Source organism: Spirulina sp. CCY15215, assembly GCF_016888125.1.
Taxonomy (GTDB): domain Bacteria; phylum Cyanobacteriota; class Cyanobacteriia; order Cyanobacteriales; family Spirulinaceae; genus CCY15215.
The window spans coordinates 1-24,699 of the sequence record NZ_JACSWA010000388.1; the positions used below are offsets into that span (position 1 = coordinate 1).

Here is a 24,699-nt window from a genome sequence, read left to right on the forward strand (position 1 = left end):
CGACAAAATGGGAGGTTTACGAAGAAATCTTACAAGTTCCTTATTATGTTATCTATGACCGCTATGAAAATCAGTTTCAGGGTTTTGTTTTGCAGTCAGGAAAATATGAGCCGTTAGACTTAGAAGAGGGGCGATTGTGGTTGCAGGAGTTGGGGTTGGGTTTGGGTTTGTGGGAAGGAATTTATGAGGGAGTAGAGGGGTTGTGGTTGCGCTTTTATGATGAGGTTGGCAATTGGATTCCTACTCCCAATGAACGTGCCGATCGCGAACAACTGGAGAAGGAACGAGAAAGACAAGAAAAACAACGAGAACGACAACGAGCTATCTTCGCTGAAAATGAGCGCGATCGCCAACGAGAAAGAGCGGAACGAGAACAACTGGAGAAAGAGCGAGAAAAACAAAGGGCCGATCGCGCTGAATCCGAACTACAAAAATTACGCGATCAACTCCAACAATTAGATATTAATCCCGATCGCTTGTCTTAATTTTCTAGAAGTGCGATCGCGTAACCCAATCTAATCTAAATTTACTATACTTCTTGACGATTCACAGACAAAGGACAAGGAACAGATTTCTCTCCCAGCCAATCCGTAAAAGTAGTTTCATCCCGGTAATGTCGAGGTGTTTGTAACAGTAATTGCCAAACTTTGCCCACATCTAACAGGTTAAAGCGATCGGGGTAGTGAGTCTGCAAAAGTTCTTGTACCATCGGATAGTAATCCGAGTTCATACCGGGAAAAATATGATGTTCTGTATGATAGGAAAAGTTCAAATGCAGCACATCAAATATCTTCGGCACTCGCAGAGAAATACTGTTAATTAAAGGGTCATTAATCGCCGTCATTTGACAGAGCATATGATTTGTATAGATATAAAACATTGCTCCACTATAGCCAATCCAAATCGGTAAAAAGTAACCCAATAATAACTTAATGGGATGAAAATCAAGAAATATTAAGATACTTGAATGAATCGCGATCGCCAGCAGTAATTCCCAGCCGATCGCCCTACGTTCCTGGGGACTCACTGTAAAGGAAAATACGGGATATTTTGTTGTCCCATTATTAAACAAAAACACCGAACTGAGATTGCGAAAAGCATGAACTCCCCAAGAGTGTGCCATCCCAATTGTTAAAAGAATTGGATTTACTTCTGCGGAAGGAACAAACTTATTTTGAATCCATTTACCCCAGTTTTTGGGTTGTTCTTCCAAATAATTTCGATCTGGGTCTTGGAAAGAGTTTGTGTTATTATGATGCTCTCGATTATGAACCGCTTTCCATAGGGTCGGAGGCATCCATAACATAGTTAATCCTAATACAACGATCGCCTGCTTTAACTGGGGATTTTTAATAGTTGCACTGTGCATGATATTGTGGGTGCTAAACAGCGCCACAATGACGCTATTCCCCATAATTAAAGCAAGAGGTAAATACAACCACAAGAAATACCAATTCCAGCGATCGAGACTATCGGCAATTCCCCAACCTAAGATCAAAATTGCTAGATTGATCCCTAGAATCAAAACGTAGTTTTTGTCAGGTTGAAAGGCTTCGGGAGGAAGTAATGGGCGCAGTTTTTTGGCATATTCAGCCTGAGTCATTAAGGGTTTAGACTCAACAAGATTCACCATGAATGTATTAATTAAACAAGATAATGCTTAAATTCAAGATATACAAAAGTTTATAACATCTTTCGCACATCTGTAACTGTGCCATTGATTGCCGCAGCGACTACCATGGCCGGACTCATTAACAAGGTGCGCCCAGTAGATGACCCCTGACGACCCTTAAAATTGCGATTGGAGGAGGATGCACTAATTTGATCTCCCTGCAACTTATCGGGGTTCATCGCTAAACACATGGAACAGCCAGCCTCTCGCCACTCAAATCCCGCCTCGAGGAAAATGTGATGCAGTCCTTCCGCTTCTGCTTCCTTCTTCACTCGTTCCGATCCCGGTACAACAAAGGCTTTTACACCATTAGCCACCTGATGACCTTTGGCAAATTTCGCCGCTTCTCGCAAGTCACTTATGCGACCATTGGTACAACTACCAACAAAACAAACATCTACTTTTGTACCTTGAATTGGCACCCCAGGATCGAGTTTCATGTACTTATATGCTTCTTCAGCAATGTCGCGATCGCCTTCTGCTAAACTCTCTGGGGTGGGAATACTTTCATCAATCCCGATCCCTTGTCCAGGGGTAATTCCCCATGTCACCGTTGGGGGAATCTCTGAGGCCGCAAAGGTAACAATATCATCGTATTCGGCATCGCGATCGCTTTTAATCCCATTCCACCAAGAGACAGCTTGTTCCCAGTCTCCCTCTTTCGGCGCAAAATCTCGCCCTTTAAGGTACTCATAAGTCGTTTCGTCGGGGTTAATATAACCGCATCGCGCCCCGCCTTCAATGGACATATTACACACTGTCATGCGTTCTTCCATTGACATCCTCTCAAAAGTAGTCCCCGCAAATTCATAAGCGAAACCCACACCGCCTTTTACCCCTAATGTGCGAATAATGTGCAGAATCACATCTTTCGCATAAACTCCCGGTTTTAAGTCCCCATTAACTTCAATTTTGCGAACCTTTAATTTAGAGAGGGCGAGGGTTTGAGAGGCAAGCACGTCGCGAACTTGAGACGTACCGATGCCAAAGGCGATCGCGCCGAATGCGCCGTGGGTAGAAGTGTGAGAGTCACCACAAGCTACCGTCATTCCAGGTTGCGTTAGTCCCTGTTCTGGGGCGATAATATGAACAATCCCCTGATCCCCAGAACCGATGTTATAGAAGGGAATACCGTACTCTTTGCAGCTATTTTCTAGAGCCTGCATCATCTCTTCCGCTAAGACATCCACAAAAGGACGCGCTTGGTTTTCTGTCGGGACAATATGATCCACCGTGGCAACGGTGCGATCGGGAAACAAAACCTTTAATCCTCGTTCTCTCAGCATAGCAAAGGCTTGAGGACTGGTCACTTCGTGAATTAAATGCAGTCCGATGAATAATTGCGTTTGACCCGAGGGCAATATTCCCACGGTATGTAAGTCCCAAACTTTATCAAATAATGTGCCTTTGCTCATACTGTCTAATAATCAAACTCTTTAGAGGTTAGCATTATATCAAATTCTGTTCCCTCTTCCCATTTATTTTTGGATAGGGCTTATGCCCCTAGGGAGCGAGACGCTCCCACTCCTGTATTCTCCTGTTATGGTAGTGCAGACATTTTCTGCCCGCTAGTGGTTCAATGCGTAAGTAGTTAAATAGAAATTTCTGAATGATTTTGATTGATAAGAAATTGATAAACCTGTAAAGTTTGTTGGGCAGTTTTTTGCCAAGAAAATTGTTGACTTCTCATTCTTCCTTTTTGACTGAGACTTTCTCGTAATTGAGAATCGTTCAGTATTTTTAGAATTGCTTCAGCTATGGCGATCGCATCTTCTGGATCGACTAAAAGTGCTGCATCTCCAGCAACTTCTGGCAGCGAGGAAAGATTAGATGTTACTACTGGCACACCAAAGGTCATGGCTTCTAATACAGGCAGTCCAAAACCTTCATAATGAGATGGATAAACAAATAAATCGGCTTGTTTATAGAGGAGTGCTAATTGTTCATTATTTACATAGTCGAGATGGTGAATTTGCTGTTGCCAAGGAGAACAATGAATTGCTGCAAAAATTGCTCGATAATCCCAGCCTTTACGACCAACTAAAAGAAGATGATGAGGGATTTTATGTTTCTCTTTGAGGTAATTAAAGGCTTTGATAATATTAACAATATTTTTGCGAGGTTCAAGGGTACTGACAAACAAAAGATAGGGCTGTTCAAAATTGTAATTGATGCTTTTTTCTAAGTATTCGAGATCCTTGGAAAACTGAAAGTTGCTAAAACGACTGGCTAAAGAGGTCACAAAAATCTTGTCGGGATTAATATCGAGAAAGTTAACAATATCCTGTTTGGTACTTTCGGAAATCGTAATAATAATATCCGTCCATTGCAAGCATTTTTTGATTCTCTGAGGATATTTCTTGGCGGTGCGATTAACAAGTTGAGGGTGGCGAATACAGGTTAAATCGTAGATTGTTATGATTTTAGCACAGTTGTTATAAGGATAAACAGTGTAGTTTGTTCCATGAATGATACCTCTAATATTTAACTTATTTTCTAAATATTTTGCAAACCCTTGGGGATGAATTTCGAGATAAAGATTGGAGAGACGAACGGGAAGGGGAAGAAGAGAGAAGGGGGAATAAGAGTGAATAAGTTCAGGAAATTGCCAATTTCTTTTTAGCCAGTTTTTCATACCGGGTTGGTAAATGAGATGCAATTGTAGATCGGAAATTGTTTGCAATTGATACAATTCTGCCAGTAGGTTTTTGATATAGAAGCCAACGCCAGTATTATGAGAACTAATTGGTGTAACATCAATAAAAACTTTCATTATTAGTGTATTTTTTGATTCATTGTTGGAAAATGGCGCAAGTCAATCAATATAATAAATGACAACAAGAATAAATGCTAGAGGGTTTTTACTATTTCTGCAATTCTTGGGAATAGTTGGCAAATTAAGCGATCTGATGTCTTGGCATATTATCGCGATTATATGCGAGAAATCAGACAGCAGATGGATGAAAAATTTGTTAGTTCAGCAAAAGTTAAGAAACTAAAGACAGTAATAAAATGTCAAGAACGATATGTCAAGAACGATTCGATTCTACTTGAATGAGAATGCTGTAATTACATAGCGGATGACTTACGACGATGAAAATACACGATCGCATAGAATTCATCTGAGGAGTACGATCGTTTTTATATCGGGTTAATCAAAGCCTGAATCCACCAATAGAATAGACGCACACAAGAATAAAGACTCGGTACTTTTTGCCACTTTGTAAATTCTCGGTAACAGTTGACAATAACGGTATTGATATAGTCGCGATCGCCTTGAGAAGTGTGTGATAAGTTATGCCAATTTTCATCAGTCAAAATGCGAGCATATCCCAAGATCCAGCGATCGGGAACATAACCCAATCTATTATCAAGCATTTTATTGATTTCAGCATGAACAGCAACTTTACAGCGATTGGTTTTATTGGCTGAATAAGAACGAGATGCAGCCAGTTTTTGAGGGAGATAATAAAAAGGTGTTTTGGCTCCATAACGCAACCAAAGTTCATAATCCATGCAATACTCTAAACAGGAATTAAGCGAGCCATATTTATCGACCAGTTGACGACGAAAAAAGACAGCAGGTTGACAGAGATAACAAATTTGTTTGAGGTAATGGTAATTCCAAGGATGGGTGGGATAAGAACCAATAATATTATCCTTTGCGTCAACAATATCAGCATCTCCGTAAACAACTTGTACTTGGGGGTAAGTGGTAAAAATTTCCCGCACGGTTTGCAAAGTTTGGGGATAGTAAATATCATCAGAATTGAGCCAAGCGATAATCTCTCCTGTAGTGCGAGAAATGCCTTTATTGACTGCATCCGCTTGTCCGCGATCGCACTCGGATAGCCAAGTTAATTGCCCCTCATATTGCTGTATAATCTCTAAAGTGTTATCCGTACTCCTTCCATCACAAATCAAGTATTCAAAATGGCGATCGCTTTGCTTGAGGACGCTTTGAATCGTGCGATCGATGAAACGTCCCTGATTGTAAGAAGGAGTAATAACACTAAATTTTAAAACCATTTTAATTTTCTGTTATTAATGTCCCCGTTTGTTAGCAGCTAATTGTTCATAACGGCCATTATTCCGATGTTCTTGAAAATTCTTCACAAAACTACCATCTTCATCGGGTAATTGAGTATGGTCTGGTAAAGGTGTTAGAGTAATTGCTCCAGTCATTGTTTTCTTAATTAGACCTGAACTATTGTAGTATAATAAAATATAATATCCACAGAAAAGGAAATTTAAGAATGCAACATGGCTGCTAAAGATATCTATCACGATACTGTAATAACTGCTCTCGAAAAAGATGGCTGGACAATTACAGACGATCCGCTTACTCTAAAAATCGGTCGTCGAACAGCGATGATCGATCTAGGAGCAGAAAAACTTATTGCGGCACAACGAGAGCAACAAAAAATTGCGGTTGAGATTAAAAGTTTTCTTAGTCCTTCTCCTCTAAAAGACCTTGAAAATGCACTGGGACAATTTATTGTATATGCTAGAGTTCTCGATCGCCAAGATCCAGATCGTCTCTTATACTTAGCCATTAAAAACTCGGTGTTTAAAAATATTTTTTCTGAAGAAATTGGGCAGCTTCTTTTAGAAACAACCGAGCTTCGTTTGATTATCTTTGACGCTAAAATGGAGGAAATCATTCAATGGATACCCTAGATCGATACCGTGATATTCTTGAAGATATTCTACAAAAATACGCCAATCTTCCATATCGTTATGGCGATGTAACAACAACTCTTATCATCAATAGAAATCGCGATCAATTTGTCTTAATGGATGAAGGTTGGCAAGAGGATCTTCGGGTTCATGGTGTTCTCGTTCACGCTGAAATTCGCAATGAGAAAATCTGGATTCATCGTGATGGTATTGAAGAGGGAATTACTCCGGAACTTCTAGAAGCAGGAATTTCTAAAGAAGATATTGTTCTTGCTTTTCATGCTCCAGATGTTCGTCAATACACTGAATTTGCGATTAACTAATATTGCGATCGCTTCTCTGGTGAAAATGTAGACTAAGTTTTATTTGGATTAACTAATATTGCGATCGCTTCTCTGGTGAAAATGTAGACTAAGTTTTATTTGCCGAAGTGCGAGACTTTAAACTCATTTCTTGGTAAACTAATGCGGTACTATCTTGAAATTAAAAGGCTATTCCATGAGCGCGATCGCTTCCCGTATTGCTATTAAACCACATTTGACGGCTGACGAGATCGAACAATATCGCCGGCAAGGATTTGTCGAACCGTTTTTGTTTTCAGATTTCTCAAACCTTCCAATTTCGTCAAAACTTTATTGGATAAATTTTTAAAGTTCTGAATGCTTTCCTGAATTGCCTGAAAATCATGGTTGAAGATCGCACTATTATCTCAATTTTACAAGCAAGAGCCAAGGAAAAACCCGAGGGATTGGCTTACACTTTTTTGCAAAACGGTAAGATTCCCAGCCAATCTTTAACTTATCAGCAGTTGGCTCAAAAAGTCAGGGCGATCGCCGCTCAACTACAAGCGCGAGTTCCTCCTAACAGTACCGTCTTGCTACTCTATCCCAACAATTTAGAACATCTAAATCTGAAGCAATTCAACAGAACCTCGCAAGTAATTTCTGGCGATATCGGTTTTATTGATTTAGCAATAGTTTTCTCCAACAATTTGACTCATAACTTTTAATTCTTCAGGCATCATAATCACTTAATTTTAATTTCATGAACAGTCAAGCCATTTCAGTTATTATCCCTCTATTTGACCCTCGCGGCCAAGCTCTTAAATGCGTAAGAAGTTGGGTAGAAAAACAAACTTGCGATCGCAGCCAATATGAAGTCATTGTGGTCGCAGATGGAACTCAAAGCGAGCTAGAGTCGCAAATTCAACCATTACTTCAACCTCAAGATTCTTTACTTCACTGTCAGCCCGAGCATGAATACGAACTCTACAATATTGGAGCGCAAAATGCACGCGGATCGTTATTACTCTTAACTGAACTTCACTGTATTGCAGCAAGTAATTGTATTACCGAAGTCCTTGATTATTTTACAACCCAAAATTATGATGCAGCTTGTTGTCGCAGCGAAAGTCTAAACCCCAATCTAATTGCTAAAGTCGAAGCAAAACTATTTTCCCTAACGGTGAATTCAGAACGAGAAGAAAACTATTTCGATCGCCTTCTTGTGCGAGGATTTGCCATTCCTCGTTCTCTTTATCTGGAAATGGGAGGATTTGAGTGGGAATTTGGACGTTTTTGCGAGCGTGTTTTAAGCACAAAACTTCACAGTCAAGGTTATAAATTGGGCTATATGACCAACGCGATTGTTGCACATTGTAACAACACAACGATCGCCGCTTCTCTGCAACCCAGTATTGAATTTGTCTATGGAGAATTTTGCTATCGAGAGAAATATCCTGCCAGTTATTGCGATCGCTATTTTGGGGATCTTCCTCTCTGGTCAAATCGGGCAATATATCGTCAACAAACAGCCCAAATGTTTGCTTCAATTCTAGCGCAAAACTTTTTTTCTGAGAAACGCAAAGAAATGCCACAAGCAATGAAACAATTACAACAAAAAGCATTCTGGCAAGCTATCATTTCAGCCTATCTGGGAATGCACTGGTTTTTGTGGAAAGCATGGTTTAAATTGTCTTGGTCTTACTTGTGGGCATGGTTTATGCGGTTTGATGCCGATCGATTATACTCTGCCTACAATCGATATTGGCAAGCAACTATTCCCTACGGTCGCTACAAATATCTTGCCGAACATCTTAACCAAACCAAAGTATTTGAGTCTGAAGTTTATTGCTATAATTTTGCGGAGTTGAATCGAGAAAGATTAATCGGTTTTCATGGGTTGGAAACTTGGCAAGGACAAAGTTTTTGCTGGTCAGAACCTATTGCTTCTATTCTTGTTTCTCTTGCTCCCAATACTTATAATGTACGAGTTGAAACTTTACCCGTCAGACCTCAAAATCCTCCCTTACATTTGCAAATATTCTGTAACGATCGGCCTATTCCTAATTTTACACAAAACCCTGATGGAACAGGATTTTCCTTTGAGATTAGTCAAAAAATGTTCTTGCGAGTTAGCGAATCTTCTTTTTATCTTACCTTTTTAATGAATCCTCTACGATTATGGGAACAGGGTTCAAGCGATCGCCGGGAATTGGGATTAGCCATTCAAGAAATTAACTTCGATCTAGTTTAACCTGAAATCATGATTATTTGGATAGCTTCTTACCCGCGATCGGGCAATAATTTTTTTCGTATCCTACTTCATCACTTTTATGGAGTGAAGACTTATTTAGATGTAGGCTACGATTCTGTCATTAAACTGGAAAAATTGGGTCCTTCAGGCAAACAATTACAAAACTTGTCAGGATGGAACTATCGTCCTTTTTCTATAGCAAAAATGGCTCAATCTCGGGACATATTTTTCGTTAAAACTCACGAACTTCCCCAAGATAATTATCCAGCAATTTACCTGTTGCGAGATGGTAGAGATAGTTTAATTTCCTATACTCATTTTATTCAAGATATTGAAGCTGAGGAAGTTCAAGGACGAGATTTTAAAACGATTCTCGAACATTTAATTACTGAAAAAACTTACTTTGGAGGCTGGTCGAATCATGTATTAGCTTGGACGCATCGCCAAGCCAATACTGTTGTTTTAAGGTTTGAAGATTTCACTCAATCTGAGAATCCACAAAAAATCATTGATTACGCATTAACTCAGCTTAATATTTCCATTTCCACAATAGATAATATTACGTCTCCGCCCAATTTCTCCGATCTAAATAAAATAGATCCCCAGTTTTTTAGACGAGGTAAAATTGGCGATTGGCAGGATGAAATGCCTCTCAATCTGCATAATTTATTCTGGGAATATCACGGAGAGGCCATGCGAGAGGTTGGCTATTCTCGTCAAAATAAGTTGTCAGATATAAACTTAAAACTTGATTTATCTAATTTTCCCGAAGATATCCAAAAACTTGTTAAACAATATGAAAACTTATTAAACCAAAACGAAAAAACAATCCAAGACTTAAAAAAAGAGTTAATCGGCAAAGAAGAGACAATTCAAGATTTAATCGCCTTTCGTCATTTCTCCTTAAGATACTGGGATTTATACTATCTACGTCCTTTCTTGAAAAAACTGATTCCTCAACCTATTATCAAATTAATTAAAGCGCTAAAAAATCAAACCAATAAGTTAACATTAACCCCTCAATATCTTCCCCGTCCCCTCCACATTCCCAAATCTTATTATTCCCAAAAATCATCTATTGATTTACCTTCCATTTCTTTAGTTACACCTTCCTATAATCACGCTAAGTTTATCGATCGCACTATAACTAGCATCCTAGAACAAAATTATCCTAGCTTGGAATATATTATCCAAGATGGCGCTTCCACCGACGACACGCTGAAAATTCTCGACAAATATTGTTCCCAAAACATACAAATTAAATCCCAAGCAGATACAGGACAAGCAAATGCAATTAATCGCGGATTTTCCCAGACGACTGGAGAAATTATGGCATGGTTAAATTCAGATGATTTACTTTTACCTGGAACACTTTTCTATATTGCGAATTATTTTCACAAACATCCTGATGTTGATGTGGTCTACGGACACCGAATTTTAATCAATGAACAAGATGAAGAAATAGGCCGTTGGGTGCTTCCTCCTCATGACAATGATGTATTACTCTGGGCTGATTATATCCCTCAAGAAACCCTTTTTTGGCGAAGAGAATTATGGGAGAAAGTAGGAGGATATGTAGATGAATCCTTTCGCTTTGCAATGGATTGGGATTTACTGCTACGATTTCAAACAGTGGGAGCAAAATTTGTTAGACTTCCCCGTTTTTTAGGTGCATTTCGCGTCTATCCTCAGCAAAAAACCCAAGGATGGGAGGCGATCGGTACTGAAGAAATGAATCATCTGCGATCGCGCTGTCACCATCGCACTGTCTCTCAGTTAGAAATCGAGTTAAATATCAAACCCTATCTCAAAAAATCTTGGCTATATTATCAACTGGCACATTTGGGCATTCTCGTCTAGTAAAACCAATTGTTTTCCCTAAAAGAGGAAAATAATAATAAATTATATTTCAAAATGAAAAGCGAGCAAACAAGCATGACCACTCCTACCGTATTTCATATTACCCACCAAAAAGCTGGCTCTCAATGGGTGGCTGAAATTCTCAAATATTGTGCTTTAGATCGCGTACAACTTCCCAAACTCGATGTTGGTCACTTTGTTCAAGAGCCAATTCAATTGGGTCGGTTTTATTTAGCTGTTTATGTCACCAAACCTGAGTTTGATGCGGTACTAGCAAATACTGTGAATGTGCATACTTTAAAATATGGATTGAAATATCCTCGCAATTTATGGACAAACTATAAAAATTTTCAAAAAGATAAGTGTTCCTATTTAAAGGTAGTTGTGATTCGAGATTTACACGATACTTTGGTTTCTTCGTATTTTAGTTTTAAAATTAGTCATATACTATTAACAAAAAGACATATTGAAATGCGTCAGCTTTTAAATTCATGTAACCTAGAAGAAGGATTGATAGCAATATTAAAATATCCTATTTTTAGATACAAAAAAAAGCAATTATTCAAACATCTTGGTCAAAGGATTCTGATACTCTTTTAATTCGTTATGAAGATATCGTTGCTGATGAATTTGCGGTATTTGAAAAAATTATTAACTATTGTCAAATTAATGTCAGTAAGCAGCATATTCACGATGTGGTAAAGTATAATACTTTTGAAGTAGTAACAGGTCGTAAGCAAGGAGAAGAAGATATTACTGCTCATCAACGGAAAGGGATTGTTGGAGACTGGAAAAACTACTTCTCCGATCGCGTCAAGGATGAATTTAAAAAACGGTTTGGAGACGTGTTAATTCAAACTGGATACGAACAAGATTTGAATTGGTGAATTATACTCAATTTTACTAATTATAAATGGTTTATCGACAAGATAAGCGACAAAATGGAATATTAGATCGGAGATTTTTGCCGTTGCGAGTCGTTCATTTGAGTGCAAAAGATATGGGTGGAGGTGCGCCCAATGCAACTTATCGCCTACATTCAGAATTACATCGTTTAGGCTATGACTCGACATTATTTGTATTAGAGAAATTGCGGAATGATTGTTCTTCCGAGACACTAGGAGATCGCGCAACACAACAGTTTTGTCCGACACGGGTAGACCAGGAAAATGCAGCCAATCTTCCCCTGCAAACAAACACAATACATAATACTCTCTTTAGTAGCGATCGCAGTCCCTATACTACCGAACTTTTACAACAACTTCCAGAAGCAGAAATTATTAATCTGCATTGGATTGCAGGATTTGTTGATTATCAGACCTTTTTCTCTAAAATCCCCACTCTAACTCCTATTATTTGGCGATTGAGCGATGAAAATCCCTTGACGGGAGGGTGTCATGTTGACAACTTTTGCGATCGCTTTACTCAATCTTGTGGAATGTGTCCGCAACTCAATTCAACTCAAGAAAACGATCTATCTCGGCAAATCTGGGAAAGTAAAAAGAAAGCAATCAAAAATGTTGCCCGCGATCGCCTTCACTTCGTCGCACCGAGTCAGTGGATGACCCAAAAACTGAAACAATCTTCTTTATTTCGAGATTATCCCGTGACGACAATTCCGACAGGGATTGATACCGATAACTTTGCACCACGCGATCGCCTCTTTGCGCGGGAAGTTTTGGGATTGCCAAAAAATGCCAAAGTTGTTCTTTTTGTAGCAGATTATCTCGCCAATCCGATTAAAAATTTTAATTTATTAAGAGAGGCTCTTAGCAATCTCAGCAGATTACCTAATTTATATCTTCTTTCTCTAGGTCGAGGAAATTCTTCCCTCCCCGTATCTATTCCTCACCTCCATTTAGGATTTATTGAAAATGAACGATTGCTGTCCTTGGTTTACAGTGCTGCGGATCTATTTGTTATTTCCTCCAAGCAGGATAATTTCCCCAATGTAGTGTTAGAATCTCTGGCTTGTGGGACTCCAGTGGTAGGAACTAATGTCGGAGGAATCCCCGATCTCGTGCGTCCCAATTTAACCGGATCCTTAGTCTCTCCTGAAAATAGTCAAGAGTTGAGTCGCGCGATCGCATCTCTCCTGAAAGACTCGGACAAACTGACAGAATTTTCCTCTCATTGCCGACGTATTGCTCTAGCTGAATATACCCTAGAACAACAGGCTCGTCGTTATATTGAGCTTTATCATCAAACGGGGACAGATATTATCACATTAGGGGATAACTGGTACGATCTGGAAACCTTTGCAGGAGAAACCTTTCGTTGGGTCAATAACGACGCAGAAATTAGAATTTATAACCCAACTGGCGATCTCAAAACACTGCGATTATTGTTGGAACCGGGTCCGAGTTTGCGGGAACTTCCCCTCACTCTCCATCTCCAAGATCATCAAGGAAAAACTATTTTGACCCTCTCTACTCACAATCGAGAAACCCTATATATTCAACTCCCTATTATCTCTCGGCGATCGACAAGTTTTAAACTGCACTGTCAGCAAGAAAGTAAACCCTTATCTTCCGACTCGCGAATTTTGAATTTTCGCGTTTTTGATTTAGGATGGAGCAATTAATGGGGAGGTTCTTTTAATGAGTGCGATCGCTTCCAAAACTGCTATTAAATACCATTTAACCACTGATGAGATCGAGCAGTATCGTCAGCAGGGGTTTTTAGGACCCTTTACGGCCTTTTCTCCAGAAGAAATGACACCCTATCGCGAAATTATTTGCGATCGCGTCTTAACCACCCCTTCCCCCTTCTCTCCTTATCAGACCCAAATGCGGCATCTGGATAGTCAAACGATCTGGCAATTGTGTTCGGCTCCTGCAATTGTCCATCGCTTGGTTTCTCTACACAGTGCGGATCTTATTGTGCGCTATTCCCACCTTTTTGATAAACCTCCCGCGCAACCGGGTCAACCCCAAGAAGAATATCCTTGGCATCAAGATCGCTGGCATTCTCAATTGGAACAGATAGAGAGTCTTGGAGTTTGGCTGGCCATTACCCCAGCAACCCTTGAAAATGGCTGTGTTGATTTAATCCCCGGTACTCACACTCATGCCATCAAAAAGGTACAGAATAATAATGCCAATTTCTCCGGTTGGTTTGGGGGATTATGTGCCGATCCCACGGCTTTTAATGAAGCGGATAAAGTTTCAATGGTTCTCCAACCGGGTCAGTTCTTTTTATTCGACGAACGGATCCTACATCACTCTAATCCCAATTATTCTCGAGAGCGTAGAATTGGGTTAACCTTTCGAGCAACATTGCCTTCTGTCAAATTGGAGCGATCGCATCCCGTTATTTTGTTGAGTGGCAGCGATCGCAGTAGCGTCAACCCTTTAATCCCCCCTCCAGAAAGCGATCCACATCCCCTCGAGGCTTCTGCTTTACCCGATGCGGCTCATTTTTCCCTAGAACAAAGGATTTCTGGCATCGGTTGGCATTTAGCGGAACAAGATAATAATATTGGGTTTCGCTGGATGAGTGAGAGGCGATCGTGGCTCGATCTCAGTTGGCAAGAAGAAGGAGAAGGACGATTAACTTGTCAAATTCTACACGCAGTTTCTCCAGAAGTCCTGCAAAGTCTAGAAATTCGAGTCTGCGATCGTCCTGTTTCTCTCTCTTGGTCGCAAAGCGATCGTTTTGTAGTCGTAGAAACATCCGTAACGGCAGAAACTTTGCAACAATATCAAGGAATAGTGCGAGTGAGTTTTCATATTGCTCAAACCTTGCGTTTTTGCGATCTTTATCCCGATCGCAGTAATGATACGCGCGAACTCGGGCTGGCGATTCACTCTGTTTCTCTGGTGCGATCGGGTTAGAATTCATCGCCTTTTTCTCTCATCATCTTTTTATTTTCTTAGTAAACCATTTATCTTTTTCTCAAAAACATGACTGTAGCAACCTCCCCTTCTCAAGTTTCTTCCGAAATCACCTCCAATGACTTTAAGTTCTCAATTATTTTTCCTTTAACAGATCATCGAGGCTACGCTCTCAAAAGTGTTAAGAGTTGGACTCAACAAGATTATCCAGATGAAAATTATGAAGTTATTGTTGCATCTAACACAACAGATCCCACGTTGAATAAGCAAGTTCAAAAAATGTTGCGTCCTTGCGATCGAATGATTTTTGCTGATACCAATAATAGTCGAAAACTTTATGATATTGGTGTAAGAAAATCAAAGAATGAAATGATTTTATTTACAGAGTCCCACGCAAGTGGTGCATCAACCTGCTTACAAGAACTTAACCATTATTTAAAAACTCATGATGAGAAAATTGTAGGATGTAGAAATAATGGTGATAATGACAACTACCTTGGCGAATTCATCGATCGTCTATATTTTCAGGAATTCGATCCTGAGAAAAAAGAAGAGTATTGGCATAATCTTAACGTTCGCGGATTTGCAATCCCTCGGAAAATCTATCAAGATTTAGGTGGATTTCCTCTCGATCTTGGGTGTTTTGCTTCACGTATATTTTCGTTGGGCATATTTCAATCAGGTCATTCTGTTGGCTATGCGGAGAAAGCGAATATCTATCATTATAATTCAACCTACTTCCATTCATCCTTTATACCTCAAAGTAGTCATGGTTACAATGAATGTCGTTATCGTGCCAAATTTTCTGATGAACATTGTACAAAATATATTGGACGTTCAATAGAATGGTCAAAACGTGAGGTCTATCGACCTGAAAACGCTCGTTATATTTGCAAAATACTAATAAAACATTTACTCAGCAGCCCATTCAAAAACAAGAGTAAAGTTAGTTATTTTGTACAGCTAAAAGCGTTGATCGACTATTTACCGTATTCTTTTTTAGGTGCTAAGTGGTCCTATTTTCAAGTACGCTTTAAAATTTCTCTCCTGAGCGTATGGCTACATATTGCTCGCGATTTTCTTCAGATCAATTACAATATTTTTGTTGAGATGTGGTATGACTCTGTAAGTTATGGACGCTTAAAGTTTATTAGCGAGTATTTGCAAAATAATGAACCCTCTTTTCCCGAACTTTATACCTATAACATTCCCAATATTGACGAAAATTATCTCATTGGATTTTATCCGATCGAATATTGGCAAGAACAAGATTTTCGCTGGAGTGATGCGGTTTCAGTGCTAAAAGTTTCCCTCCCTCCTCAAACCTATGATGTTACGATTCAACTGCTTCCCATTCGACCAGATTATCTCAATCTCAAATTATCTTTATTGTTCAATGATCGCACCCTAAAAGATGTTGCTTATGATTGGACGCAATGGAAGATTACTTTCACTGTAAAATCAGAATTGTTCGATCCTCAGCAACAAGTTCAAAATTTAGCACTGCTTTGTCAGCCATTTTATCCTAAGCGATCGGGATCCTCCGATCTTCGAGCTTTAGGTTTACCGATTCAATCCATCGATTTTGTTCCCCATCAGTAATTCTAGGTAAGGAATCAAAATGATTATTTGGATAGCTTCTTACCCGCGATCGGGAAATGGTTTTTTTCGTGTCTTACTTAATCACTTTACATAATTTATTCTGGGAGTATCATGGAGAAGCGATGGGAGAGATTGGTTATTCTCGCAGGGCAAACGCATCAATAGTGAAATAATTTACAATCTCTTATTAGTTGAGATCGATTAGCTCCAGCCTAAAGAAAACACTCGGAAGTTTAGGATACGTGGATCTGTTGTTAATTCCTGACTCTTATTTTCAAGATGTAGTCTAAACTGATTGTTTTGATTTGGAGATATGGAGAGTTGTAGAAAAATAATTGTTCGATACTGAATGAAAATTTTTGTTGCAATACGATCGCGGCGATCGCATAAATATAGTTCGAGAGGTAGATGAATGAGGCTTGGTCCCGGCTCAATATTAAGGCGAAGAGTAGTCCGCAAACCTGTTGGATTCTTGATACTAAATTGAGCGTCATTCGTGACCCATTGAAAAGTTTTCCCCTCATAAGTTTCGAGAGGATGCCAGCCTTCTCCAAGGACGATCGCATCGTGATAATGCTGCTGATAGAGTGCGCTATAGCATTGTGCTTGCTGCTCTAAATTGTATTCTTTGAGGGCAATTTCGCGACAGTTATGCCGCATTTGTTTTAAGTGTTGGGGAGCTTGCAAAAGAGTAGCGATCGCTCTCGATAATGCTTTGCTGGTGGCTTCTGAGGCGAGTAATCCGGTTACATTAGAGCGTACCATTTCCGGAATTCCTCCTGTGGGAAAAGCAACCACAGGCAGCCCACAGGCGATCGCTTCAAGACAGACATTGGGAAAATTATCTTGCTTGGAGGGCAAAACAAACAAATCTGCGGCACTATAGATGAGGGAGAGAAAACGAGGTTGGTTAATATAGCCAAGATGTAAATAAGGAAGAGAGACGGGTAATTTGTTCGTACCGCGACCGACGGAGAGGAGAAAGATGTTTTTAATATTGGGTAATTGTTCGATCGCTTCAATCAGTGCGGGAAAGTTTTTATAGGGATCTTCTAAATAGTTGGCTGCAAATAAGAGGACTTTCGCTTCTGGAGGAATGCCTAAAATTTCCCGAGAAAAGGCGCGATCGCGAGGGGCAAATACCTCCAAATCTAAAGCATTAGGAATGACTGTCAGAGGGTATTCTCTTAATAAGGAGGACTCTTTAACCCGATCGGCCAGCCATTGACTGGGAGTGACAATGTGAAGGCGATCGCGATCTACTTTTTTGAGAGCCTGATCCTTGCGTTGCCAGATTTCCCGAGAGCGATCGCTTTCTTGGGTTGACCCTAGTTGCGGACAGGCTCCACAAGCAACTGTGAAGCGATCGCACCCCACATTACCGTGACATCCTCCAGTAAAGGGGTTGGTATCGTGTAGCGTCCAGACAATGGGAGCAACGGGGGCTAAATTGCTCAAAAAGTGGGCATAGTCCACAAATCCAGCTACCCAGTGCAGATGTACAATATCTGCATCGGGAAGTTGATGCAAAATCTCAGATTGATAAGGACTGCGATCGTCCGTGAATAAATAACCTCCAACCGTTGGAATGGGATTTAATTCTTGAAACTGTGCAGGTTGAAAGGCGATTGTATTGGGGTCGTCTGAAACGCGATCGCAAACAAATAAAGAGGATGAATATCCTGCACGCTGTAAGCCTTGATGGAGACGAGATGCGGCCAGTGCTGCTCCCCCTTTGCGATCGGATTGACTCAAATGGACAACGCGAGGTAACACACCACTTTTTTCTTTTAACTGTTGTTGATAGATCAAGAAACGCTTTTCCTATCTTAAAAAGTGAAATATGTATTCTTTTATGCTACAGGCAATAGTTCTTGCAATTGCTCGGCAAATTCATCACCATTACAATCACGAATGCCAATACGTGGGAGTTGATAGCGATCGCCGCTTCCCTCAACAAGCTCTGGAGAGGTCGTAACGGCACAGTTAAATCCCATTTCCCGCACCAGTTCAACGGTCTGGGATGTATAACTAACTTGAGGTGTACCAAAGGGATAAGAAAAACTGTTCACCGAATGCCCTAAAATTGTTTCTAAAGTTGTTTTACTGCGTTCGATTTCTTCTTGTTGGGCTGCGATCGGTAAATTAGCAAGAACGGGATGGGTCATGGTATGGGCTCCCACTTCAATTAATCCCTCTTCTGCCAATTGTACTATTTCTTCCTTTATCATAGGTTTATGAGTGAGACGAGCTATTGTTCCTTGTCCGCTCTTTTCTTGTAACTTTTGTAAGGTTGCCGCGATTTCTGCCCCTGATAATCCAAAAAGTTGCTGATGTAATGCTCGATAAATCAGGTGACGTGGGGTTGGATTCGTTGCTTGTAAGACATTCCAACTGCGATCGCGATCGTATTCTTCTTGATGATAAGTTGCCACATTCCCTAAATCACATTCGTGAAGTCGATCGGCAACTTTTAAAGAAAGAGTTTGAGGGAGAGTATTCGGTTGTAAAAATATTCGTTCTAATTCGTCCCACCAAAACTCTTGTTTCCATTCCGTGTAACCGGTACTGATAAAGATTGTAGCCGGAATATCGGCTTGTGCTAACAACGGTTTGGCATGAGTTAAATTGTCACTATAGCCGTCATCAAAGGTAATGACAACAGCACGAGGAGGAAGATTTCCCGATCGCAAAGCATCTACAAGCTGCTGCAAACTTAAAGGGTGTGTATATTTCCGTAATACCTCCAGATGTTCGGCAAAATGAGAAGGGGATACAGACAACAACTGAGGATCGGCGGGTAGTTCTGCGATCCGATGGTAGAGTAGAATTAGCGCTGCGTTTGTGTTTTCTTTTCTAAACCAGCGAACTGCACGATTGCCGAGATTGAATAGCTTTTGCATTATTATTTAATGGCTCGTACTGTAATCAATAATTGGTAATCGGGATCGTGATAGTTTAACTCCGATTGCTTTAATTCATGGGCAGCTAAACCCTGCAAAAAAGCACAAGCTGTCAGTACATTACCATAAGTTTCAACAGTTACGCGATCGCGCCCAAAAACATCGCCAAAAAGTCGTTGTGCGGATGCGTCGGTAAAACGCCAATAATCTCCCCATCGATCCATATCGTAGCGGCTAATTTGACTAATTCCCGGAAAGGTTGCTAATAATACTCCACCGGGTTTGAGGGCATGGTAACAATTGGCGATCGCGCTCTGTATATCATAAATTACTAGCAGAGTTTGAGTTAAAATCATACAATCAAATGTGTCTTTAGGCAACCCCTCCCCCGTTACTAAGTCTCCCACGACTGTAGCGCTAGGATTGTCTATTTCCGCGTGTAAAACATGACTTTGGGAGACGCGATCGCTGCCAAATTTACGAGTATAAACGGGTTCTTCAATTTCTAAAACTACACCTTGAATATCTTTGGTATGGTTTTGCAGAAAGGCTTCAATGTAAAAGCGATCGATGGGCATTCCTCGATCTAACCCGAAAACACGGCTCACTGGGGTTAGTCGTCGCATATTGCCCCACTGAAGATTTTTCTCAGTCATCAAATTCACTATTATGATTTCTACTTAAGCGTTATTGTTAAATTTAAGAGTTATACACGCTCTCCTTTAATAGAATTCCATCTTGCAGGCTTTCCTTTGGGATACCAAGGGTCTCGATATTCAGGAGGTTTAACTTGCCAGCGATCGCCTTTAATTGCCCGCACGCAAATCAGTACGGGATAATGAGTATCTTGGTATTTTAGCTCGCGATCGCTGAGTTCTTCTGCGGGCATATTCATCTCATAGGCAATGCGTGTAAATAGATTACCATAAATTTCTAGCTGATAGTTGTCCTCGGTTAGTCCAACTCGGTGCAGCAAATTCTCCACGGCGATCGGAGTAAACCAATGATACAAAAATAATGGCTTTCCCGTTCCCATATCTAAACCTTCAGGAAAATAATAGTCCACAGAGGAAAAATTAATTAATAATACCCCATTGGGCTTTAAAATGCGTAAGGAGTGATAGAGTGCCGCTTCTACATCATAAATAACGTGCATGGTGAACTGATTGATAAAGCAATCATAAGTATTTTCGGGTACTGAATCTGCCCGACTTAAATCAGCAATTACATTAATTTCTGGACTGTGCGAGGAAACGTCAATTGCATCAGCTTTGGTGACACCAAAACGACGAAGAGTCGCGTTACTACCAATTTCTAACCCTCGTCCGCAAATATCTTTTTGATGTTTTTGGAGATATTCTTCCCAGTAGTGACGAACGATCGCCGTACCTCGTAATTTACCATCCCCCAAAGGGCGAAAACTGCGAAATTGTGCCGCCCGCAGATAGCGAATGGGTAAACTCTTATAAAAGTTCCAATAAAGGCGTTGTAAGGGCTTTTTGAGGGAAAACATCGCAAGAATTGTTTATTGATACATTGGCTCTTTTCCTGTTTCGATCCAGAGGAGAATTTGTTGTACCCGCTTATCCGTCGTATGGAATTGTTGAACGCAACGACGGGCATTTTCTGCAATTTTGCGGGCAAAAAGAGCATCCGATCGCAATTGTTGAATGCGATCGCGTAATTCTTCTGGGGTATTAAATAAGAGTATCTCTTTTCCATCGGTAAAAAGGGCTTTATTACGAGGGCGATCGGGAATTTCCCAAGAGAGGACGGGACGACCCGCAGCCATCCCTTCAATGACTCGCGGGGTGTAAGTTTTAACAAAGTGAGGCAGATTCACAACAGCCATTCCCGACTGTAGTGCCTGCAACCAATTGAAATAGTGACTTTTGCGAAGATGACGAAGGATATGAAGATAAAAGGGATAAAACCAAATAGCCCAAGGATTTTCCTTGAAACGACGGGTTTGAGGACAATGCAACCATTCAAAAATCTTAGTGCGTAATGTTTCCTCATCTGGGGACTGTTTCAGGCTTAAATACCCTTGAAGACAGGGAGAGTCTAACCATGCTTGTCGTCCGTGATAGAGACTCCCCATAAATAATGCTTGATTGTAAGTTGGTGGGGGGATATTATTATAAATTGGGCGACGGGCAACAGAACAGGGAGTCCAAATACAAGGCAGCCTCCAACGTTGCTTGATGGCGATCGCATCTGCTTCATCAAATACCAAAACATGGGTTAAATAGGGCAAACATTTTTCTACTTCTGCTTGGGTTCGTTGCATATCGGGCAGTTCGGCCATTTCTGCTTCCGTATAATCATAAATCGATTCCGTGAGCAAACCAACCCGCACGGGGGCTAAAGTTGCCAGCATTTCTAATTGTGCTTCGCTGACATCTCCCCCATCTCGTCCTGAAGATAATACTAAGTCATTAATCCAGACTTGATCGAAGGTTCGTCCGCGAATAATGTCTTTAGCAAGGGAAAGCCAAGGAGTCGTAATAACAAGCACTTCAACAGAATTGGCTTTTAGCCCAGCTTCCCAACCTAAATGGACATTATAAGACCATGCTCGGGCTGCTGGCCAACTGTGCATCTCACACTGAATCAGAAGTATTTTAGTAGATTGCAAATGACCCCCTCAAGATTCGCGAAAACGGCGATCCATTAACATGATTTCATCGTAAGTGCCTAAATCGATGTAAGTCCCATCCACAATGTCTAAACCGTGGAAGTTTAAACCCTCGGCGATCGCGCGATTCATAATTGCTGCAAAATCGGATATCCCTTGACTCACGCATTGATGTAAATATTCCGTAAAGCGCGATCGCCACATCATACAACCCCACATTTTTGTTAAGTGGGTATGCTGGGGTTTATCGACAATTTCTAAGATACGGCCGGTTTTGTGCGATCGCACCATGCCAAATTTTTCTGGGTTTTCTGTCCCAAATAAGGCCAAAATGACATCGATATTGGGATCGGCAATTTCAGATAAGCGACGAAATACCCCCTCGGGCTGCATTATCGTGTCTGCCATGCCAAAAAAGACGGTTTTACCCCGTGTCAGATGATAGGCTGAATCGAGGGCATGGGCAAGACCAGGAGAAGTAGATTTTCCTTGGCGATCGCCTATTTCTTGGACGACATAGCTAATATGACAGCCAAACCTGTAACCGTTGCCAAAATAGCCGATTAACTGGTGTTTACTCTCATTAATAACAAAGACAATATGGTGTAAATTTGCCCTCACCATTTCATCGAGAACAAACTGAGAGATGGGTTTATAGCGGTTTTCACGAATAACGGGATAGAGTTCTTTGGGATAAGGTAAACCCAAGCGTTTTCCCTCTCCTGCTGCGGGAATGAGACCGATCGCCCCTTCGGGAATCTGTAATTTTCCTGCTAACATGACCGATCTTGAGTGAAGAGATTAGAGGAGTTCTGTAACCACTGGATTAACTCAGTTATTCCTTGTTCTGGTTGTACTCGTGCTTCCCAACCTGTAGCCCGTTGAAACTTGCTCGAATCGGTGACAAAGTAACGCAAATCTCCAAAACGCCCTTCCTTGAAGTTAACATCGGCTTTACATTCTAGGATTTTTTCGATGCGATCGATACATTCGAGTAATGAAATGGTCTGATTGACTCCACCTCCTACATTATAAATACCCGGTTGCGGCGATCGGTAAAATGCCCCAAAAGCTGCTGCAGCGTCCCTTGCGTAGAGAATATCCCGCACTTGTTTCCCCGTCCCAAAGATCGTCAGAGGTAATCCTAACATGGCACGGATAGCGAAATTGGCCACCCAACCATGATCCTCTCCTCCAAATTGGTTGGGTCCGTAGATTCCCGTCAAGCGAAAACAAGCTGCTTTGAGTTTAAAAGTATCAATATAAGCCTGTAGATAGATTTCATTGCTACGCTTAGAGGCGTGTAATGGCGTTACAGTGCCTTGTAGTAAAGGTTCGCTTTCATCAATGGCTGGGGGTTGGCGAAGATAGCGGGTTTCAGCTTCAGTGAGGGAAGCATTGATGCGATCGGGTCCAAAGGTATGAATGCTGGAACAAATCGCAACGGGAATTTGATGCGTGCGGGCTGATTCTAGGACATTAAAGGTGCCGAGGGTATTGGTCGAAAAATCGAGTTCTGGATTCTCCCATGAAATCGTCATCGCTGGTTGTGCCGCCGTATGACAAATATAATCGCACTGACTGCTATATTCAAGCAATGCTGCTTTGTTGCGAATATCTTCTACAACTATTTCTACCCCCATCTCTTCCAATTGCGATCGGTTGTAGTCCCTTGCTGCTGGAGTCATGTACGGATTGCGAGCAAATTCATGTTTGGCTAAGTTATCATAAGCGATGACTTCTTCGCCGCGATCGCGAAAATAGACGCAAATATGATAGCCTAAAAAACCACAACCCCCTGTCACCAACACTTTCATAAACTATTCAATCCCCGTAAAATTAACCAAAAATTACGCAATCCAAGATGAGCGAATTTTGTTGTTATGGCATTAGTAATATCATCAAATTGTTCGGCTTAACAATTACTTGAGAAAATTTGAGTTCTCCTCGCAAAATTTCAAGGTCTGGCGAATCGTTTCTTCTAAACTCATCTGTTGTGCAAATCCCAAGGTCTGGAGGCGATCGCAACGAAAATCTAAATCGTCTTTCTTTTCTCCCGGTTTGGGTTCGGGGCGGTGGATGGGAATCTTGCGATCGTAAACTTCAAAATACACTTTCCGTACCATTTGAGCAACTTCAAGAATACTGTAACTTTGAGTTCCTCCTAAATTATAAATCTCCACGGATTGCAAATTTTTGTGCAGGAGTAAGTCAACAGCGCGGATCGCATCGGGAAGGGGGATAAAATTGCGAACCTGTAAACCAGAAGACCTTAAAACAAGGCATTGTTGCGCGATCGCTTGGCGACAAAGATCGTTTGCAACAAGCGTCCAACAATTTGTCCCCCAATAAAGAGGCGCACCCAAGAGATTTGCCGAGCGAATAATGGACGCGCCATATTTTCTTTGTCGTGCGTACATTCCAACATATAATTCTGCCATTCCATGAGTTGAACTATAGGGATGAGTTGGCGCGATCGCAGTCTCTTCCGTGATGATACCTTTTTCATCGATCCCATAAACATGAAAGGTTGAAAAATAGATAAATTGTTGTAATTCTTTACCTAAAACTTCTAAAAGATTGAAGGTTCCTTGCACATTGGTTTGCAGTGCTGCGGTAGGATTGTTTTGACAACTTAGGGCATTTAATGATGCTAAATGGATCGCCGCATCAATTCCTCGCCCAATACCTTGCAATGTCTCCGGTTTCGTGATATCCCCTGGCCAAATCTCTAAATCTTTAACCCAGTCTGACAATTCTACAGGAATTCGTCGCAGGAGCAAACGCAATTCATAGTCTGGCTGCGATCGTAAAAACTCTACTAACTTGCCTCCAATGTATCCTAAAGCACCTGTAATTAAGATTTTCATGTTAATTTTTCATCGATTAGTGATGTTTTAATGACCAATCATAGGGAATAGAAGCAGTAAAGGGATTGCATCGCTGTATTTCTTCGGGATCGTGGGGAATTGT

General features: G+C 40.9%; 22 protein-coding genes and 2 pseudogenes. 11 read left to right on the top strand and 13 right to left on the bottom strand.

All coding sequences use genetic code 11. From position 1 onward, the window contains the following. Nucleotides 1–485, top strand: a pseudogene (locus JUI58_RS10890) (Uma2 family endonuclease); the annotation flags it as partial. A 44-nt stretch (nucleotides 486–529) separates the two neighbouring features. Here JUI58_RS10890 and JUI58_RS10895 read toward each other — a convergent pair. From JUI58_RS10895 to JUI58_RS27705, 5 genes and pseudogenes are all read right to left on the bottom strand, one after another. Next, nucleotides 530–1,633, bottom strand: a complete 1,104-nt coding sequence (locus JUI58_RS10895; protein WP_204103812.1) for a fatty acid desaturase — start codon at nucleotides 1,631–1,633, stop codon at nucleotides 530–532. 50 nt (nucleotides 1,634–1,683) lie between these two features. Beyond that, a complete protein-coding gene (gene leuC, locus JUI58_RS10900; RefSeq protein ID WP_204103813.1) occupies nucleotides 1,684–3,087 on the bottom strand; it encodes a 3-isopropylmalate dehydratase large subunit in 1,404 nt (467 codons plus the stop codon). A gap of 176 nt (nucleotides 3,088–3,263) precedes the next feature. After that, entirely contained in the window at nucleotides 3,264–4,445 is a 1,182-nt protein-coding gene (locus tag JUI58_RS10905; RefSeq protein ID WP_239121394.1) for a glycosyltransferase family 1 protein, read from the bottom strand. Between the two features lie 368 nt (nucleotides 4,446–4,813). Further along, nucleotides 4,814–5,701 (bottom strand): glycosyltransferase family 2 protein, encoded by an 888-nt coding sequence (locus JUI58_RS10910; protein WP_204103814.1) that lies wholly within the window; start codon nucleotides 5,699–5,701, stop codon nucleotides 4,814–4,816. A gap of 66 nt (nucleotides 5,702–5,767) precedes the next feature. Continuing rightward, nucleotides 5,768–5,857 (bottom strand): annotated as a pseudogene (locus JUI58_RS27705) (Uma2 family endonuclease); the annotation flags it as partial. A gap of 78 nt (nucleotides 5,858–5,935) precedes the next feature. Here JUI58_RS27705 and JUI58_RS10920 point away from each other — a divergent pair. From JUI58_RS10920 to JUI58_RS10965, 10 genes are all read left to right on the top strand, one after another. Further along, entirely contained in the window at nucleotides 5,936–6,352 is a 417-nt protein-coding gene (locus JUI58_RS10920; protein ID WP_204103815.1) for a XisH family protein, read from the top strand. Next, nucleotides 6,340–6,675, top strand: a complete 336-nt coding sequence (locus JUI58_RS10925; RefSeq protein WP_204103816.1) for a XisI protein — start codon at nucleotides 6,340–6,342, stop codon at nucleotides 6,673–6,675. The genes JUI58_RS10920 and JUI58_RS10925 overlap by 13 nt, the downstream gene beginning before the upstream one ends. Nucleotides 6,676–7,037: 362 nt before the next feature. Continuing rightward, nucleotides 7,038–7,361 (top strand): hypothetical protein, encoded by a 324-nt coding sequence (locus JUI58_RS10930; RefSeq protein ID WP_204103817.1) that lies wholly within the window; start codon nucleotides 7,038–7,040, stop codon nucleotides 7,359–7,361. Nucleotides 7,362–7,396: 35 nt separating this feature from the next. Continuing rightward, on the top strand, nucleotides 7,397–8,887 hold the full coding sequence (locus JUI58_RS10935) for a glycosyltransferase (RefSeq protein ID WP_204103818.1): 1,491 nt from the start codon (nucleotides 7,397–7,399) through the stop codon (nucleotides 8,885–8,887). Nucleotides 8,888–8,896: 9 nt separating this feature from the next. Then, a complete protein-coding gene (locus tag JUI58_RS10940; protein WP_204103819.1) occupies nucleotides 8,897–10,747 on the top strand; it encodes a glycosyltransferase in 1,851 nt (616 codons plus the stop codon). A 54-nt stretch (nucleotides 10,748–10,801) separates the two neighbouring features. Continuing rightward, on the top strand, nucleotides 10,802–11,347 hold the full coding sequence (locus JUI58_RS10945) for a hypothetical protein (RefSeq protein ID WP_204103820.1): 546 nt from the start codon (nucleotides 10,802–10,804) through the stop codon (nucleotides 11,345–11,347). A gap of 14 nt (nucleotides 11,348–11,361) precedes the next feature. Then, nucleotides 11,362–11,634, top strand: coding sequence for a sulfotransferase domain-containing protein (locus JUI58_RS10950; protein WP_348539877.1), 273 nt, complete (start codon nucleotides 11,362–11,364; stop codon nucleotides 11,632–11,634). A gap of 26 nt (nucleotides 11,635–11,660) precedes the next feature. After that, a complete protein-coding gene (locus JUI58_RS10955; protein ID WP_204103821.1) occupies nucleotides 11,661–13,331 on the top strand; it encodes a glycosyltransferase in 1,671 nt (556 codons plus the stop codon). A 16-nt stretch (nucleotides 13,332–13,347) separates the two neighbouring features. Beyond that, a complete protein-coding gene (locus tag JUI58_RS10960; protein WP_204103822.1) occupies nucleotides 13,348–14,583 on the top strand; it encodes a phytanoyl-CoA dioxygenase family protein in 1,236 nt (411 codons plus the stop codon). Between the two features lie 69 nt (nucleotides 14,584–14,652). After that, a complete protein-coding gene (locus JUI58_RS10965) occupies nucleotides 14,653–16,185 on the top strand; it encodes a hypothetical protein (RefSeq protein ID WP_204103823.1) in 1,533 nt (510 codons plus the stop codon). A gap of 201 nt (nucleotides 16,186–16,386) precedes the next feature. Here JUI58_RS10965 and JUI58_RS10970 read toward each other — a convergent pair whose 3' ends face one another. The 8 genes from JUI58_RS10970 to JUI58_RS11005 all read right to left on the bottom strand — a co-directional run bounded on the left by JUI58_RS10970 (nucleotide 16,387) and on the right by JUI58_RS11005 (nucleotide 24,596). Next, nucleotides 16,387–17,997 (bottom strand): glycosyltransferase family 4 protein, encoded by a 1,611-nt coding sequence (locus tag JUI58_RS10970; protein WP_204103824.1) that lies wholly within the window; start codon nucleotides 17,995–17,997, stop codon nucleotides 16,387–16,389. Nucleotides 17,998–18,038: 41 nt separating this feature from the next. After that, entirely contained in the window at nucleotides 18,039–19,088 is a 1,050-nt protein-coding gene (locus JUI58_RS10975; protein ID WP_204103825.1) for a polysaccharide deacetylase family protein, read from the bottom strand. A gap of 2 nt (nucleotides 19,089–19,090) precedes the next feature. Further along, a complete protein-coding gene (locus JUI58_RS10980) occupies nucleotides 19,091–19,744 on the bottom strand; it encodes a methyltransferase domain-containing protein (RefSeq protein ID WP_204103826.1) in 654 nt (217 codons plus the stop codon). A 50-nt stretch (nucleotides 19,745–19,794) separates the two neighbouring features. Further along, on the bottom strand, nucleotides 19,795–20,601 hold the full coding sequence (locus tag JUI58_RS10985) for a methyltransferase domain-containing protein (RefSeq protein ID WP_204103827.1): 807 nt from the start codon (nucleotides 20,599–20,601) through the stop codon (nucleotides 19,795–19,797). Nucleotides 20,602–20,613: 12 nt separating this feature from the next. Beyond that, nucleotides 20,614–21,690, bottom strand: a complete 1,077-nt coding sequence (locus JUI58_RS10990; protein WP_204103828.1) for a glycosyltransferase — start codon at nucleotides 21,688–21,690, stop codon at nucleotides 20,614–20,616. A 45-nt stretch (nucleotides 21,691–21,735) separates the two neighbouring features. After that, on the bottom strand, nucleotides 21,736–22,506 hold the full coding sequence (locus JUI58_RS10995; protein ID WP_204103829.1) for a sugar phosphate nucleotidyltransferase: 771 nt from the start codon (nucleotides 22,504–22,506) through the stop codon (nucleotides 21,736–21,738). Beyond that, entirely contained in the window at nucleotides 22,500–23,543 is a 1,044-nt protein-coding gene (locus JUI58_RS11000) for an NAD-dependent epimerase/dehydratase family protein (RefSeq protein WP_204103830.1), read from the bottom strand. The genes JUI58_RS10995 and JUI58_RS11000 overlap by 7 nt, the downstream gene beginning before the upstream one ends. A gap of 105 nt (nucleotides 23,544–23,648) precedes the next feature. After that, a complete protein-coding gene (locus JUI58_RS11005; protein WP_204103831.1) occupies nucleotides 23,649–24,596 on the bottom strand; it encodes an SDR family oxidoreductase in 948 nt (315 codons plus the stop codon). Nucleotides 24,597–24,699 lie beyond the last annotated feature (103 nt).